Here is a 15449-nt window from a genome sequence, read left to right on the forward strand (position 1 = left end):
ATATAATTTAAATTTTTAGGTTATGAAATGATCCGGTTAAATGCCAACTTTTAGGGAAAGCGTGATCTGTTTCGGAATCGGCATTGCCACCCCTCCAGAACTAAAGAACTCAGGATCCTGACCTTTCAATTTCTTATCTGCATAAATCAACCACAGGTTATTTCCTACCAATGATAGCGACAAATTGTTGCCACCAATCGACTTAATCCACTTTGCAGGAAGATTGTAGGCCAATGAAACTGTTTTCAAGCGTACAAATGAACCATCAGCAACGCGATCTGAAGAATAGTTATAAGCAGTGTAAGGATATTTTCCATTTAAGGTATTTTGTAACAAGTAATCAGCGATCGACGGCACATTTGTGGCATTTTGATCTAGCGGCAGTGTCCATCTGTTTAAGAATTCTTTTGGCAAGGCATCACCATCAGAATATTTAGTCTGGAATACATTGCTAAGGCGGATTTTATTTCCTGCCTGATAAGAAACAAATACGTTTAAAGTGAAATTTTTGTAGCTGAAATTGTTCATTAATCCACCGGTAATCGTTGGATCTACAGAACCTTCATATTTCAAGTAGTCACTAATGGCACTTTGCACATAAACACTATTGCTTACTTCGCCATTCTCATTTACAAAGGTTGGCACCCCAACTTTGTCTAAAGCCTGGAAATCGATAGAATACAAGCCTCTTACCGCTCCGCCTAGCTTAGGACCACCTTCAGGAACGATCAGATCGTAGATACGCGGTGTGCTTTTCAGGTTCACAATTTTGTTGGTGTTGTAACCAAATGTAAAGTTGGTTTTCCAGCTGAAGTCATTTCTTCTCAAGATCGGACCACCAAGAGTGACCTCAAAACCTGAAGAATTCATGTCTGCATAGTTGGCCAGTTTAGTGGTTTGTCCACCAATACCAGAGGTTCTGATCGCAGAAATTAAGTCAAATCCTTTACGGTTATAATAATCTACACTCAGGTTTATTTTACTGTCAAATAAGCCGATATCAAAACCAATGTTGGCTTCATACTGCTTTTCCCAGGTCAGTTCTGAGTTCTCCAGGTCGTCGATAACGATCCTTGGTTCTACTTCAGAAAGCACTGGACGACGTGCAGAGCTGTTTTGGAATACTACAGATGAATTCGTGGCACTTCCCATACTTGCAGTTAGTCCGTAGCCCCCTCTAAGCTTCAAATAAGAGATCTGACTTACATTTTTCATGAAGTCTTCCTGATCCACATTCCATGCCGCACTGGTGGTCCAGGTTGGCAGCCATCTTGCTACTGCAGATTCTCCCAATCTGTTAGAACCGTCATAACGACCAGTTGCACTGATCACATATTTACCATTGTAAGAATATGTTCCGTTCAAGAAGAAGGAAGCATACCTATCATACAACTCATTCATACCGTAGTAGTTAAAGTTGCCTTCCAGGGTTTGTTTAATGATGCGGTAATCAATAAATGGTACACCGCCTTTATCATATTGGTAACCGTAACCATTACTAAAGCTGTTTTTACGGTCTGTAAATTTGATCTCTTGTCCGGCTAATGCAGTAAACAAGTGTTTGTGGTTGAATTCTTTTTTCCAATCCAACTGATTTCTAACGTAGAAATTTAGCAGATTGTCATCATTTCTGTTGTAAAAACCACCCTGTGGCAATACGATTTGCTTATCAATATCTTCCGGGTGACTAGGGTCTTTATACAAAAAGTCGTTTTTATTTCTGATCGTATTTGTTGGCGCATAGCGATACGCATTGGCCATGTTTGAATATTCTGTTACCCGGTGTTCTCTGGTTGTTTTCACATAACGCAGCGCTCCCAAAGACTTAAAATTCAGATTTTCTGTGATTTTAATACCCAGTTCAGCCTGTAATTTCATGTCTAACATGTCCAGTTTAATCTTGTTATTTTCCTGCTCCTGAATGATGTTAAAGGGTGCATAGTTTTTTGGAAAAAAGTCTAATTCCCCATTTTCATCATAAGCAGTTAAGGCTCTACTCGTATTTAAAGCGTAACTGAAAGGGTTGATGTCAAATGAACGGGTATATTTTCCTTCTACTACGTTACTCGTACGGCCCAATGTTCCTGGTGCATCCTGCTGTCTCAATGAACCTGTAGCGATTACGCCAAGGGAAACACGGTCTGAAAGTTTGTAGTCGTTACGTACATTCATCGTGTAACGCTTCACTTTATCAGCAATAGACCAGCCATTGTCATTATAAAAGCCGGTTGAGAAATAACTTCTTGCTTTTTCTGTACCCGAAGAAATACTTACCGTATGTTCCTGAACTAATGAGTTTTTGAACAAAAGATCAAACCAATCGGTGTTGGTATTGACAAATCTGCCGAGGTAAGCAGCACGATCTTCTGCAGTATTGTTTAAGCCAAACTGCCCAGATGTTTTATCATATCCTTTGATCATCTTCCACATCTTCGTATACACCCCACCGTCTGCATTATTGGCGATGCTGATGCCTAAACCGCCTTTACGGGCAATTTCAGAGTATACAGACATCTGATCTGCAGAATTCATAATGTTGTAAGAATCGTAAGTAGGCTTTAAGAAGGTAGAAAAGTTTCCAGTATAAGAAACCACTGTTTTCCCGATACGTCCTTTTTTAGTAGTGATTACGACTACACCATTCATCGCTCTTGCACCGTATAAAGCGGTTGCAGAAGCATCTTTCAGGATGTTAAAACTTTCAATGTCATCTGCGTTAATTCCTGCAAGAGAAGAACCAATCAGCGTAGAGGCATCACCGCTTGACAACTGGTCGTTGGAGATGTTGACTACATCTTCTAATACCACTCCATCTACTACAAATAGTGGTTTATTCTCTCCAGATATCGATGTTGCACCACGAACACGGATTTTTGGTGCTGAACCAAATGTTCCCGAAACGTTTTGAACGGATACACCGGCCACTTTGCCTTCCAGCATTCTCGTCACATCAATTACCCCGTCTTGTTTCACATCTGTTCCACTGATGCTAGTAGCCGAACCTGTAAATAATTTCTTATTGATGGTCTGGTATCCAGTGACCACGACCTCATTTAATTTGTTCTGATCTTCTTCCAGAATGATATTAAACTGAGTTTTTGCAGCGGTTACCTGTGCTTCGATCGATTTATAACCGATATAAGAGAAAACTAAGGTAGCTCCTTCAGGAACGCTGATGCTAAATTCACCGTTTCCATTTGTAGAAACCCCATTTTTAGTCCCTTTTTCTTGAACGTTAATCCCTGCAACTGCGTCAGCAGCGCCAGAACTTAATTTAAGTTTTACACTTCCTTTTGCCGTAATATTTTTTTTCTTAGTGTTGTTGATTACCGGTCTGATCAGTTTACTCAGGATCACTTTTTTTCCAGTGATCACATAAGCGATACCGCTAGGTTCTAATTGTTTTAAAACCTGGTCAATGGACTTAGATTCAGTATTCACCTCCACACTGGTATTCTTGTTTACTTCTGAGGCATCATAAACAAAGTTGACTTTGTACTGCTTTTCCAGTCTTTTGAGCAAAAATTCCAATGTTTCCATCTTCATCTGCATCTCTCTAAAGGCAAAACCAGCTGAGGAATTGAGTAAAATCAACATGGCTAACAGCCAGGTGATTCCATTCCGTCCCCCTCTTCTTTTGTAGAAGTTTTTAATCATAATTGAAAGTTTAGGTTGGTAAATTTTAGTTTGTTATTGTTTTATTATTATTTGATTATCGTGGTGGTCAATCGTGATTTTATAGGTCATTCTCAAGACATCAAGTACATCCTTTAAGGGGTCATTTTTAAAGTTTGCATTCAACTTCTTGATGTTGGAAATGTTTCCTTGAATGGTGATTTTAACACCGTATTGCTGTTCTATTAAGGCACATACTTCGGGTAAAGTAGCGTCTACAAAGTTGAGTTCTTTGTAAAGCCAGTTGGAATTGGTTTGTGTGTTCAGACCCAGGTATTTTTGAGTTTTACCAGTTTTCTGATCATATCGGATGGCCATTCCTTTTTCCAGAATATGGCCAGGATCACGGTCTGTGCTTTCGAACATGACTTTCCCTGATTTAACTTCCAGGGCAATGGTACTGTCGATATTTTGAATGTTGAAGGTCGTTCCCAGTACCTGAACGGCTGATTTATTGATCAGCACGGTAAAAGGATGCGCCGGATCTTTGGCGATATCAAAGAAAGCTTCTCCTTTTAAAAGGAAGAACTTACGCTGCGATTTACTGAAAGTAGTCGCATATTTAATTTGTGTGTGTTTGTTTAGGAAAACTTTAGAACCATCTACCAGCAGAATGGAATCCTGTTGATCATTAGTGCTTCTAAAAATAAAAGCCTCGGATTTAAGCTCTCTGTAGCCCCATAAGCCTGCCATCCCAAATACCAGTACCGCCGCAGCAGCTCTCCACCATAATTTATAGGTTTTTGCAGGGGAATTATATTGGATTTTTTCTTCTAATCGTGCAGTAAAGGCGGCTACCGCCTGATCCAGATCTCTGCCTGTATAGCGTTCTTCTACATTTGCAGATTGCTCCCAAATGCGCTTAATACTGGTATATTCTGCTTCATTAGCTACATCTAGGCCTCTCCAGGCTGCCAACTGCGCTTGTAAAGCAGCATCCGCCGGATGGTTTAATGCATTTATAATCAGAGAATAGTGATCTTGGTGTTCCATACCCTTTTTTAGAGATAGACACGCCCAAAATCAAATACCCTTGCTCGGTTTGATTATTTTTTCAATAATTTACTTGACAAAGAAAAAACAGAGCACCAAACCTGCAGACATTATTGCGGATAAGGCGAATCTGTAGGTCAGCGGTTTTTCTCTTTTAAGGAGGTTATACCCAATAAAACCAAGAATAAAAACCTGGAATAACATCAATGGAATGGTCACCAGCTCTGCCACAGCACCTATCACAACTGAGTTTATGCCAGCGAAAACGCCGGTAAACATCAAAACGAAATATACAGAAGACAGAATTGCGGCTATAAAAATCTTTTTATCAGCAGTCATTTGAGCAGTTGTGGTCATAAAAGCACAACACCATAGCCATTAGAAAGTTTAAACTATTTTTCTAATAAGCACCAGCTGAGGTAGCTCAATAAGAGGAGTATACCCAATAAGTTAGCCCTTAGAATTTTTAAGGCTTTAGCAATATGACCTTCCACGGTTTTCTCTGAAATTTGCAGTTCTTCTGCAATCTGACGGTATTTTAGGCCCTCAAAGCGGTTCATTTTAAAGACCGTTTTGCATTGAGGAGGCAGGCTTTCTATAGCCCTGGCTATCTTCCTTTTCAGCTCCTCCTCTTCCAGTAAAGTATTGACAAATTCCGGATTGGTAGCTTTAGAAAGCTGATCATAATGTTTATTCTGTGTTTTCTGATTGCGGAGTTTATTCAGGGATTCATTGCCCACAGAGCGATACAGGTATCTTTCAAATTCTGCAATCTGATGAAACTTGTTTTCATTTTCCCAAAGTCTCAAAAAAACATCCTGAATCACTTCTTCCGCCAAGTAATCATCCCTCAAAATCTTCAAGGCCGTCATAAACAACCTTTTAAAGTAATGACGGTATAGTTTGGTAAAGACCGCGACACTATTCTCCCTGTTTTCTCCTAAAAATTCTTCTTCTATCAATAATGAGATAGTTCCCTCGCCGTCCATATTACAATTATAACAGAATTCTGTATATAATTATATTATTTTTCGTGTCAAATACTTAGTACAAAATTAGATACAGGTAGACATAAACCACAGGAGCAGACATTAAAAGCCCGTCAAATCGATCTAAAAGGCCTCCATGCCCAGGTAAAATATCTCCAGAGTCTTTTACATTCAAGCTTCTTTTCAACATAGATTCTACCAGATCTCCTAAAGTTCCAAAACTGGATATTAGAACAGCCATTCCTCCAAGGATTAAAAAAGAAAGTTCTGTAAAGTAAATAGAAAGGACATAAGCGACTACTACACTCGTAAATACGCCACCAAAGAAGCCTTCCCATGATTTCTTAGGGGAGTGACGTTCAAATAGCCTTGTTTTGCCAAATTTAGAGCCGAAAAGGTAGGCACCAGTATCATTTGCCCATAACATCAGCATGAAAGCTAATGGTAAATGAAAACTATAATCAGGGATATGACCGATGAAACCCAGAGCATAAAAGAAACAAAAAGGAACGGTCACATACATGAACCCTACAAAGGTGTAAGAGATATTGGCAAAAGGTATTTTATCTTTTTTATACAGCTCTGAGATAAATACAGCAAAGATCAAAGGAACCAGCAGCAGTAAAAACTTGGTTTCAAACTGCAGAAAATGATAACCAGCTGTTATTAAAAATATCAGCGCTGCGGCAACCATGGCCATATTCCGATGCGGTCTGATTCCTGTCGTTTTGATCAGTTTAAAAAACTCCCATAAGGCAGCCAGACTCAGCAGTAAATAAAAAGCAGAATAGACATAAGGTCCCAAAAACATGGATCCTAACATCACTATGGTAAAAAAGAAGGCTGTAATCGCTCTTGTTTTCATGCGTAAAAGTGTAATTGCGGTAATTTATGCGATCTCGTTATCTTTGATATAAGCGTTTGCTTTGTCTACATTATCCGGGTGTACCAGGATATGAATGGTTCCAAAAACCTTATAAGAAGAGTCTTGCTGGTTCATCACTACCGCAGGAATATCATTTTCCAATAGTCCTTGTTTTAATATTTCTGCGGTAAAGTGATCTTCGGTACTAAATACTTTTGTCCAATTGTTTTCCATCTGCTTTTAATGATTTATTTTTAAAATATTTGAATACCAGGAATGTTAAAATCACACTGATCAGCACCCCATACCATTGAAAATTGGTGGTTTTATTTGCTTCCGACAAAGGTATATTGTTTTTTTGCATATACCATGCTCCAGTTACCGCATAAGCGTTATTTACAAAATGGGCGAACATGGAGTACCACAAACTTTGAGTCCAAAAGAAAATGTAACCAAAGGCTGCACCCAGGAGTAAACGCGGTAAAAACCCATAAAACTGGATGTGGATTGCACTAAAAATGAAGGCAGTGAACCAGATTACAAAATGCGGATTTTTAAACATCCTTCCTAGAGATCGCTGAATAGCTCCTCTAAAGATCATTTCTTCGGCAATGGCTGGCAAAATGGCAATCAACAAAATACTGATCAGATAATCCCCAATATTGTTGATTTTTAAGAGATTCACCATGGTTTCCATATTCTTATCCTCCTGCGCCCTCATCCATTCTTCCACTGGTTTCAAAAACCCCGGCAGCACCATTTTCATGTTTATCATGGTGATCCATTCCAATATCGGCATAGAAAACACCATCATCAGGATCACCAAAAGCAGTAATTGGGTTTTAACTTTATTGAAACCATAAAATTCCTGAACCCGCTGCTTTTCTCCCCAGGCCAGCACTAGAGCCGGTAATAGAAAAAGTCCGATTTGCTGCATTCCTATAAATATCCTCATGGTCACCAGATTTTTAGAATTTCCCGGATTCAGCCAATCTGGATTAAAAATTTCTCCGTACCAAAAATATAAGCTTAAAATTGAGGCTAAACTAGCCAGTACGATTCCTGCAATGGCATATAAACCCAAGGTAAGTAATTGTACATAAGGACTTTTTTCAAGTCTTTCGTGATCAATAAAATTCATTATTTGTAATATTTGTACCTTTGTCCTTTGATTTAAGGTTTGAAGATAGAGAAATGTCTGTAAAGATAGGAAATATAGATCTGGGAGAGTTCCCACTTTTGCTTGCACCAATGGAAGATGTAAGTGACCCTCCGTTCCGTTTTGTATGTAAACAAAGTGGTGTGGATATGATGTACACGGAGTTTATCTCCTCAGAGGGGCTCATCAGAGATGCCGCAAAGAGTAGGGCTAAACTGGATATTTTCGAATATGAAAGGCCGATTGGCATCCAGATTTTTGGCAGCGAAATCGACCATATGCGCGAAGCTACAGAGATTGCAACACTCGCAGGACCAGACCTGATGGACATCAATTATGGCTGTCCGGTTAAAAATGTAGCCTGTCGCGGCGCCGGATCTGCATTATTACAAGATATTGACAAAATGGTGAAAATGACCGAGGCTGTAGTAAAAGCCACGCATTTGCCTGTTACTGTTAAAACCCGTTTGGGATGGGATGATACGACCAAAAATGTGGAAGAAGTTGCCGAACGTTTACAAGATATTGGTATTCAAGCCTTAACCATCCATGGAAGAACGCGTGCACAATTGTACAAAGGTGCTGCCGACTGGACTTTAATCCGTGAAATCAAAAGAAATCCAAGGATAAAAATTCCTATTTTTGGAAATGGTGATGTAGACAGCATTCAAAAAGCCGCAGATTGGCGATTAGAATATGAAGTGGACGGCATCATGATCGGCAGAGCAGCCATTGGATATCCCTGGATTTTTCGGGAAATCAGACATTTTTTCAAAACCGGGGAAATCCTTGCCGGACCATCCGTGGAAGAACGTGTCAATGTATGCAGAACGCATTTTGAAAAATCTATAGACTGGAAAGGTCCAAGAGTAGGTGTATTTGAAATGAGACGCCATTATGCCAATTATTTTAAAGGTTTACCAGATTTTAAACCTTACAGAATGTTATTGGTCAAAGAAGAAAACATAGAAATTATTCATAGCATTTTAGACGAAGTGGCAGATAAATACCATAACATTTCCCCTGTAGGGGAAATGGCGTGATTTTTGAAAAGCACAGGCTAATTTAATTATTTAAAATGGTTACAGCAATCACTCAGGGCGTTAAAATATCAGTAGAAACCATGTACCAGGATGAATATTCTAATCCTGGAAATGAGCATTTTATGTTTGCTTATCAGATTACTATTGAAAATTTATCTGACTATGCCGTTCAATTGATGAGAAGACAATGGTTTATTTTTGATTCTAATGGGACAGAGAGAGAAGTAGAAGGAGAAGGTGTAGTTGGTCTGCAGCCAGTGATTGAGCCTGGTACCAGCTATACTTATGTTTCCGGAAGCCATTTAAATACTGATATGGGTTCCATGAAAGGAAATTACCTCATGAACCGTCTTGTTGATCAAACCGATTTTACCGTTGATATCCCAGAATTTAACCTGATTGTACCCTATCGCCTAAATTAACCAGGACGATAGATGTTAATATTTATTGCGTCCAAATAACATGGAAGCATAATAGATTAAATTGGCTAAAGCACCCAATGCTGCGACTACATAGGTCATTGCTGCCCACCAAAGTGCATCTTTGGCCTGTATATTTTCTTCCGGCGTATTCATCACTCCTTTATTATTTTTCAGCCAGATCAATGCCCTATTGCTCGCATCGAACTCCACAGGTAAGGTAATGACACTAAAAATTGTCAATAAAGCTAAGCCAATTACGCCAATACTCAGTACAAAAGGATTTCCCGTAAAACCAATTAATAATACACCAAGGATCAGTACCCATTGTAATAAGGTAGAAGAAATGCTCACTAAAGGCACCATACTTGTCCTCAGCTGCAACCAATGGTAAGATTTGGCATGCTGCACTGCATGTCCGCATTCATGAGCTGCAACCGCGGCAGCAGCTACACTTCTGCCATGGTACACATCGGTACTTAAATTCACTGTTTTATCTGCAGGATTGTAATGATCCGTTAATTGTCCATCTGCATTCATTACCCTCACATCGTATATTCCATAGTCGTGAAGCATCTTTTCCGCCACTTCTTTTCCCGAAAATCCCGAGCTTAAACGCATCTCTGTGTACTTTGAAAATTTACTTCTAAATTTCCACTGTACATACATGCTAATCAATAAGATCGGGATAATTAAAAATAAATAAGTTCCCATTTTCGTAATGTATGTTTTTCAATTATTCCAAATCAAAAAACGAGCCTAAAACCTGATCATTAATAAATAATCTTTAAAAGTTTAAAAATGAACAACTCATTATTTACGAATATCGCTTGCAGGAACGTTTTAATTTTTTCATTTTTGATAAAAATATTAGTATGGAAATAGCAATCTTCTTCTTATTGATCATAATATTAGTAGCAATTGTTGTGTTATTCTTAAAAAAACCTTCCAGCGGAAATCAGCACATTGCCCTGCTGGCCTTGAAAGAAGAAGAACATCAGAAATCATTAAACTGGTTAAAAGAAGAAAAATTGAGACTCGAAGATGAACTGAACGATCTGCGCAGTAATTTCCTTTTAGAACGTAGTAAAGTGATCAAATCTGAGGAAACTCTGGTAGCTCAAAGGGAAAAACAAGCGGAACAGGAAAAATATATAGCTGATTTACAGCAGCGCTTCAAACTTGAGTTTGAAAACATCGCGAATAAGGTACTGGATGAAAAAACAGCCAAATTTACCGAGCAGAACAGAACCAATCTGGACCTTATCCTGAATCCTTTCAAAGAGAATATCAAAGCCTTTGAAGAGAAAGTAGATAAGGTATATAAATCAGAATCTGACGAAAGAAACATCCTTAAAGGGGTCATTTCACAGCTGATGGACCAGAGTAAACAAATCCAGGAGGATGCGAACAATCTCACGAAAGCCCTTAAAGGAGATGCAAAAAAACAAGGCAACTGGGGGGAAGTCATTCTAGAAAGAGTGCTAGAGCGGTCCGGTCTGATCAAAGACAGAGAGTACAGGATACAGGCCAGCTTAAGCGGTGTAGAAGGCAGCAGGATGCAGCCGGATGTGATCATTGACCTTCCAGATGATAAACATGTAGTAGTCGATTCCAAGGTCTCCCTGGTGGCTTACGAGCGACTGGTTACAGCAGAGACAGATATAGAGAAAGAAACTCATTTGAAACAACATTTACTTTCTATAAAAAATCACATTCAAGGATTATCGGGCAAAAATTACCACGATTTATATCAGATTAATTCTCCTGATTTCGTACTCCTGTTTATCCCTATAGAATCTTCCTTTGGCATTGCTGTTCAGCAAGATGCAGAATTGTTCAACTATGCCTGGGACAGAAAGGTAGTCCTGGTGAGCCCCTCTACTTTACTCGCTACTTTACGGACCATTGCCAGTATCTGGAAGCAGGAAAGACAGAACAGAAATGTACTGGAAATTGCCAGATTAAGCGGCAGTATGTATGATAAATTTGTTGGCTTTTTAACAGATATGGAGAGTATTGGAAGGAACATCCGACAAAGTCAGGATGCCTACGATAAAGCCTTAAATAAATTGTCTACCGGAACCGGAAACCTGTCCAGTACTTCAGAGAAAATCAAAAAATTAGGTGCCAAAGCAACGAAGCAAATTGACACCAAATTTTTAGATCCTTTAGTTGCTGAGGAAGACAGCTTATAATTTAAATGCGTTCCATCCCTGTGCTTTCAATTCATGCACCACATTGGACTTAGAAATCATTTTACAGCCAGAGTTTTTATCGGTGATGTGACCGATAATACTGATATCAACATCATTTTTTAACTTCGTATAATCGTCTTGTTTAATGGTAAACAGCAATTCATAATCTTCCCCGCCATTTAATGCGCAAACGGTTGGATCTAAGCCCAATTCGCGTGCAGTTTCATAGGTCATCGGGTCAATTGGAATCTTTTCTTCGTATAAAGTACAGCCTTTTTCCGACTGCTGACAAAGGTGCATGATCTCCGAAGCCAGGCCATCAGAAACGTCGATCATCGATGTAGGAATAATTTCCATTTGTGCCAATAAATCAACAATGTCTCTTCTTCCTTCCGGCTTCAGCTGGCGTTCAATAATATAGTCTTTTCCTTCCAGATCCGGCTGAATATTAGGGTTTTCTAAAAAGATCTGTTTTTCTCTTTCCAGGATTTGTAAGCCCACATAAGCACCGCCTAAATCACCTGAAACACATAGAAGATCGCCTTCCTGTGCACCGCTTCTGTACACAATATCTTTCTTTTCTGCGTAACCAATACTGGTTACACTGATGATCAATCCTTGTTTGCTCGAAGAAGTATCTCCGCCAATCAGGTCAATGTTGAATTTATTACAAGCCAATTCAATGCCTTTGTAGATTTCTTCTACCGCTTCCAAAGGAAATTTACTGGAAATTCCGATCGAAACAGTAATTTGAGTCGCAATACCGTTCATGGCATAAATGTCACTCAAATTCACTTGAACAGCTTTAAAACCTAAGTGCATTAAGGGTACGTAAGCCAGGTCAAAATGGATGCCTTCCAACAATAAATCTGTTGAAATCAACATTTCCTTATCAGGAAAACTCAATACTGCTGCATCATCCCCAACTCCCTTAATACTGCTTTCATGCCTGATCTTAAAGTTCTCAGTCAGGTGTTTTATCAGACCAAATTCCCCAAGTTCTCCGATGTCGGTACGCTCTTTATTCTCAAACATATATTTTATATCTATTGAATTTTAACTTTTATTATTTACTGATTTTCCTTTTAATTATCGCTCGTCTGCAGGAGAATCGCGTATTTTTAAATTATAAACCCAAAGCTGCGGATATCTCCAGCATTCTTTCAATTGGTTTACGAGCCTGCACAATAATATCTGCAGGAACTGTCACTTCAGGGCTTCCATTTTTTAAACATAAATAGAGTTTTTCCAAAGTGTTTCTTTTCATATAAGGACAATCATTACAGGCACAGTTATTATTTGGCGGAGCCGGAATAAATGTTTTTGTCGGATTTGCTTTCTCCATCTGATGGATAATTCCACTTTCCGTTGCTACAATAAATTCCTGAGCATCACTTTTCGTGCTATAGTTCAATAATCCTGTAGTCGATCCAATGTAATCTGCCAATTCCAGAACGGCCTCTTCACATTCCGGATGCGCAATAAACTTCGCATTGGGGTGACGAGATTTCAATTTGGTGATTTTTTCTCTCGAAAAAATCTCATGGACCATACACGCACCATTCCAAAGCACTAAATCCCGGCCTGTTTTCTTAGCCACCCAGGCTCCTAAATTTTTATCCGGACCAAAAATGATCTTCGTATCCTTTGGAAGACTCTCCACAATCTGTACTGCATTCGTAGAAGTACAAACAATATCGCTCATTGCTTTCAATTCTGCCGTACAATTCACATAGGTAATCACCACATGATCAGGGTGTTTCTCTTTGAATTTTTTAAACAGGTGCGGCGGACAACTATCGGCCAGTGAGCATCCTGCTTTCAAATCTGGCAGCAAAACGGTTTTCTCAGGCGAAAGAATCTTGGCAGTTTCTGCCATAAAATGAACTCCTGCAAACACAATCACCTCAGCATCAGTCCTTGCCGCTTCTTGTGATAGTCCTAAACTGTCTCCAATATAGTCGGCAATATCCTGAATATCAGGCTCTTGATAGTAGTGCGCCAGCACTATCGCCTTTTTCTCTTTTTTTAGTTTTTCGATTTCCACGAAAAGATCAAGTGTAGGATCAATCTTTTCTTCGACAAAACCTTTTCTATTTAATTCCTCAAATGTATCCATTTTCAACAGTTCAATAAATTATAATTATTTAATATAGATAGACTTCTATTGTTTATTAGTGTGTTAATAACGTTTGTAAATTATTTTTTTTTAGGCGATTATTTGAGTTATTCATAAGTTATCCACAAAAAAGTTGAATTTTTAAACCAAATATCGGCTGATTTACAGTATTTTATTTTTTGCCCTTAAAACTTATCCATAGTAATATGTGTATTGTTAGTTTGTGTGTAAAAAGTGGATAACCTCTGCAAAGTTGCTCAAAAATAACTGAAAATATTGTGGCAAATTCCCTTTTTAGCTTAGCTTTAAACATTCAAATTTATTTGTTCTATATGTTTAGACAAGAAATTAACAATTATATCAACGTTGTTAACAAAGTAAGGGAAGTAGCTTAATTTCAATGAGAAAAGTAGATTTTTTAGTAATAGGGTCGGGTATAGCGGGTTTAAGCTTTGCATTAAAAGCAGCTCAGCATGGTAAAGTTTTAATTGTTACAAAATCAAATGAAGATGAGTCGAATACAAAATATGCGCAGGGTGGAGTAGCAGTTGTTGTGGATAAAGATGATTCGTTTGAAAAACATATTGAAGATACATTAATTGCTGGAGATGGGCTGTGTGACAGAGAGATAGTTGAAATTGTGGTCAAAGAAGGGCCTCAGAGAATTCAGGAAATTATAGATTATGGGATCAATTTTGATAAAAATCTGACCGGAGTTTATGATTTGGCGAAGGAAGGAGGACACTCAGAAAATCGCGTTTTACACTATAAAGATGTGACCGGATATGAAATTGAAAGCGTTTTATTAAAGCAGATTCATCAGAACGAAAACATAGAGATATTAACACATTACTTCTGTTTGGAGTTAATTACTCAGCATCATTTGGGTGTGCATGTGGATAAGAGTTCAGAAGATATCCACTGTTACGGCATATATGCCTTTAACACAGAGCGTAACGATGTGGAAAAGATATTAGCGAATGTGACTATCATGGCTTCGGGTGGTGCAGGGCATGTATATAGCAGCACAACTAATCCCGTGATTGCCACAGGCGACGGAATGGCGATGGTATACCGTGCAAAAGGAAAACTGAGGAATATGGAATTTATTCAGTTTCATCCAACCGCTTTATATCATCCTGGGGAATATCCTGCTTTTCTAATTTCTGAAGCAGTTCGCGGTTATGGCGGTGTACTCAGAAGAAAAAATGGAGAAGAGTTCATGTATGAGTATGATCCTAGAGGATCTCTAGCCTCCAGAGATATTGTGGCTCGTGCGATCGATTCTGAAATGAAAAAATCTGGAGAGGAATTTGTCTACCTTGACATCACCAATCGAAAAAAGAGCGATATTTTAGCTCATTTCCCGAACATTTATGCGAAGTGTCTATCTATAGGTATAGACATGACCAAGGATTTGATACCGGTTACGCCTGCAGCTCATTATATGTGCGGCGGAATTATGGTAGATGAATATGGTCGTTCTTCTATAAAAAATTTATATGCCTGCGGAGAATGTTCATCTACAGGCTTACATGGCGCCAATCGTTTGGCCTCAAATTCCTTGCTGGAAGCACCTGTGTTTGCGCACCGAATCTATCAAGATGCGATAGCTACTTTTAAAAATACGGTGATCCCTGACCACATCCCTGACTGGAATGACCATGGAGTAAAACAGTCCGACGAAGATATTTTAGTGACGCATAATTTGCGAGAAACGCAAAAATTAATGAGTGATTATGTTGGGATTGTACGGTCTGATTTTAGATTAGATCGGGCAATGAGGCGTTTATTTTTGCTCCATGAAGAAACAGAAGCCTTTTATAAAGCCAATAAAGTATCTGTGAAACTCTGCGAATTGCGCAATGTGATCCAGGTCGCCTTCACGATTATTAAGTCTGCAAAAGCTAGAAAAGAGAGCCGCGGACTGCACTATACCACTGATTATCCAGTACATTCAGCTCAATTAACCGATACAATTTTTTAGAA

The 15449-nt window shown here is 38.8% G+C and carries 14 protein-coding genes; 4 read left to right on the forward strand and 10 right to left on the reverse strand.

Translation table 11 applies throughout. The features are described from left to right. Positions 1 to 36: 36 nt before the first annotated feature. The 7 genes from H9X96_RS15135 to H9X96_RS15165 all read right to left on the reverse strand — a co-directional run bounded on the left by H9X96_RS15135 (position 37) and on the right by H9X96_RS15165 (position 7663). Positions 37 to 3657 (reverse strand): SusC/RagA family TonB-linked outer membrane protein, encoded by a 3621-nt coding sequence (locus H9X96_RS15135; protein WP_187667103.1) that lies wholly within the window; start codon positions 3655 to 3657, stop codon positions 37 to 39. Between the two features lie 33 nt (positions 3658 to 3690). Beyond that, positions 3691 to 4668: a FecR family protein gene (locus H9X96_RS15140; RefSeq protein WP_187667104.1), complete on the reverse strand. Its 978-nt coding sequence runs from the start codon at positions 4666 to 4668 to the stop codon at positions 3691 to 3693. Between the two features lie 69 nt (positions 4669 to 4737). Then, positions 4738 to 5007: a hypothetical protein gene (locus H9X96_RS15145; protein ID WP_187667105.1), complete on the reverse strand. Its 270-nt coding sequence runs from the start codon at positions 5005 to 5007 to the stop codon at positions 4738 to 4740. Positions 5008 to 5060: 53 nt separating this feature from the next. Beyond that, the gene (locus H9X96_RS15150) at positions 5061 to 5657 is read right to left on the reverse strand and encodes an RNA polymerase sigma-70 factor (protein WP_187667106.1); all 597 of its coding nucleotides are present in this window, start codon (positions 5655 to 5657) and stop codon (positions 5061 to 5063) included. Positions 5658 to 5712: 55 nt separating this feature from the next. Further along, positions 5713 to 6522, reverse strand: a complete 810-nt coding sequence (locus tag H9X96_RS15155; RefSeq protein ID WP_187667107.1) for a phosphatidate cytidylyltransferase — start codon at positions 6520 to 6522, stop codon at positions 5713 to 5715. Between the two features lie 24 nt (positions 6523 to 6546). Continuing rightward, complete coding sequence (locus tag H9X96_RS15160) at positions 6547 to 6756, reverse strand: DUF2007 domain-containing protein (protein WP_187667108.1); 210 nt, start codon at positions 6754 to 6756, stop codon at positions 6547 to 6549. Further along, a complete protein-coding gene (locus H9X96_RS15165; RefSeq protein ID WP_187667109.1) occupies positions 6728 to 7663 on the reverse strand; it encodes a CPBP family intramembrane glutamic endopeptidase in 936 nt (311 codons plus the stop codon). The genes H9X96_RS15160 and H9X96_RS15165 overlap by 29 nt, the downstream gene beginning before the upstream one ends. Positions 7664 to 7716: 53 nt before the next feature. Here H9X96_RS15165 and dusB point away from each other — a divergent pair, with 53 nt between their 5' ends. Together dusB and apaG are read left to right on the forward strand one after the other, a co-directional pair. Then, on the forward strand, positions 7717 to 8724 hold the full coding sequence (gene dusB, locus H9X96_RS15170; RefSeq protein WP_187667110.1) for a tRNA dihydrouridine synthase DusB: 1008 nt from the start codon (positions 7717 to 7719) through the stop codon (positions 8722 to 8724). Between the two features lie 35 nt (positions 8725 to 8759). Then, entirely contained in the window at positions 8760 to 9146 is a 387-nt protein-coding gene (gene apaG, locus H9X96_RS15175; protein WP_187667111.1) for a Co2+/Mg2+ efflux protein ApaG, read from the forward strand. A 15-nt stretch (positions 9147 to 9161) separates the two neighbouring features. Here apaG and H9X96_RS15180 read toward each other — a convergent pair whose 3' ends face one another. Further along, complete coding sequence (locus H9X96_RS15180; protein ID WP_187667112.1) at positions 9162 to 9857, reverse strand: zinc metallopeptidase; 696 nt, start codon at positions 9855 to 9857, stop codon at positions 9162 to 9164. Between the two features lie 161 nt (positions 9858 to 10018). Between H9X96_RS15180 and H9X96_RS15185 the strand changes: the two genes are divergently transcribed. Further along, entirely contained in the window at positions 10019 to 11341 is a 1323-nt protein-coding gene (locus H9X96_RS15185; protein WP_187667113.1) for a DNA recombination protein RmuC, read from the forward strand. On the opposite strand, the gene thiL is transcribed toward H9X96_RS15185, so the two are convergent. Both thiL and nadA read right to left on the reverse strand, forming a co-directional pair. Then, on the reverse strand, positions 11336 to 12376 hold the full coding sequence (gene thiL, locus H9X96_RS15190; RefSeq protein WP_187667114.1) for a thiamine-phosphate kinase: 1041 nt from the start codon (positions 12374 to 12376) through the stop codon (positions 11336 to 11338). The genes H9X96_RS15185 and thiL overlap by 6 nt on opposite strands. Positions 12377 to 12467: 91 nt before the next feature. Next, positions 12468 to 13460, reverse strand: a complete 993-nt coding sequence (nadA, locus tag H9X96_RS15195) for a quinolinate synthase NadA (RefSeq protein ID WP_187667115.1) — start codon at positions 13458 to 13460, stop codon at positions 12468 to 12470. Positions 13461 to 13860: 400 nt separating this feature from the next. Between nadA and nadB the strand changes: the two genes are divergently transcribed. Beyond that, positions 13861 to 15447, forward strand: a complete 1587-nt coding sequence (gene nadB / locus H9X96_RS15200; protein WP_187667116.1) for an L-aspartate oxidase — start codon at positions 13861 to 13863, stop codon at positions 15445 to 15447. Positions 15448 to 15449 lie beyond the last annotated feature (2 nt).

Source organism: Pedobacter sp. N36a (genome assembly GCF_014472395.1).
GTDB lineage: Bacteria > Bacteroidota > Bacteroidia > Sphingobacteriales > Sphingobacteriaceae > Pedobacter.

Bases quoted from the DNA above. Each gene is read 5' to 3' on its own strand.
- H9X96_RS15155 (WP_187667107.1), bottom strand. From the start codon at position 6,522: ATGAAAACAAGAGCGATTACAGCCTTCTTTTTTACCATAGTGATGTTA.
- H9X96_RS15185 (WP_187667113.1), top strand. From the start codon at position 10,019: ATGGAAATAGCAATCTTCTTCTTATTGATCATAATATTAGTAGCAATT.
- H9X96_RS15145 (WP_187667105.1), bottom strand. From the start codon at position 5,007: ATGACTGCTGATAAAAAGATTTTTATAGCCGCAATTCTGTCTTCTGTA.
- H9X96_RS15160 (WP_187667108.1), bottom strand. From the start codon at position 6,756: ATGGAAAACAATTGGACAAAAGTATTTAGTACCGAAGATCACTTTACC.
- nadA (WP_187667115.1), bottom strand. From the start codon at position 13,460: ATGGATACATTTGAGGAATTAAATAGAAAAGGTTTTGTCGAAGAAAAG.
- apaG (WP_187667111.1), top strand. From the start codon at position 8,760: ATGGTTACAGCAATCACTCAGGGCGTTAAAATATCAGTAGAAACCATG.
- H9X96_RS15150 (WP_187667106.1), bottom strand. From the start codon at position 5,657: ATGGACGGCGAGGGAACTATCTCATTATTGATAGAAGAAGAATTTTTA.
- H9X96_RS15140 (WP_187667104.1), bottom strand. From the start codon at position 4,668: ATGGAACACCAAGATCACTATTCTCTGATTATAAATGCATTAAACCAT.
- H9X96_RS15180 (WP_187667112.1), bottom strand. From the start codon at position 9,857: ATGGGAACTTATTTATTTTTAATTATCCCGATCTTATTGATTAGCATG.
- nadB (WP_187667116.1), top strand. From the start codon at position 13,861: ATGAGAAAAGTAGATTTTTTAGTAATAGGGTCGGGTATAGCGGGTTTA.
- H9X96_RS15165 (WP_187667109.1), bottom strand. From the start codon at position 7,663: ATGAATTTTATTGATCACGAAAGACTTGAAAAAAGTCCTTATGTACAA.
- thiL (WP_187667114.1), bottom strand. From the start codon at position 12,376: ATGTTTGAGAATAAAGAGCGTACCGACATCGGAGAACTTGGGGAATTT.
- H9X96_RS15135 (WP_187667103.1), bottom strand. From the start codon at position 3,657: ATGATTAAAAACTTCTACAAAAGAAGAGGGGGACGGAATGGAATCACC.
- dusB (WP_187667110.1), top strand. From the start codon at position 7,717: ATGTCTGTAAAGATAGGAAATATAGATCTGGGAGAGTTCCCACTTTTG.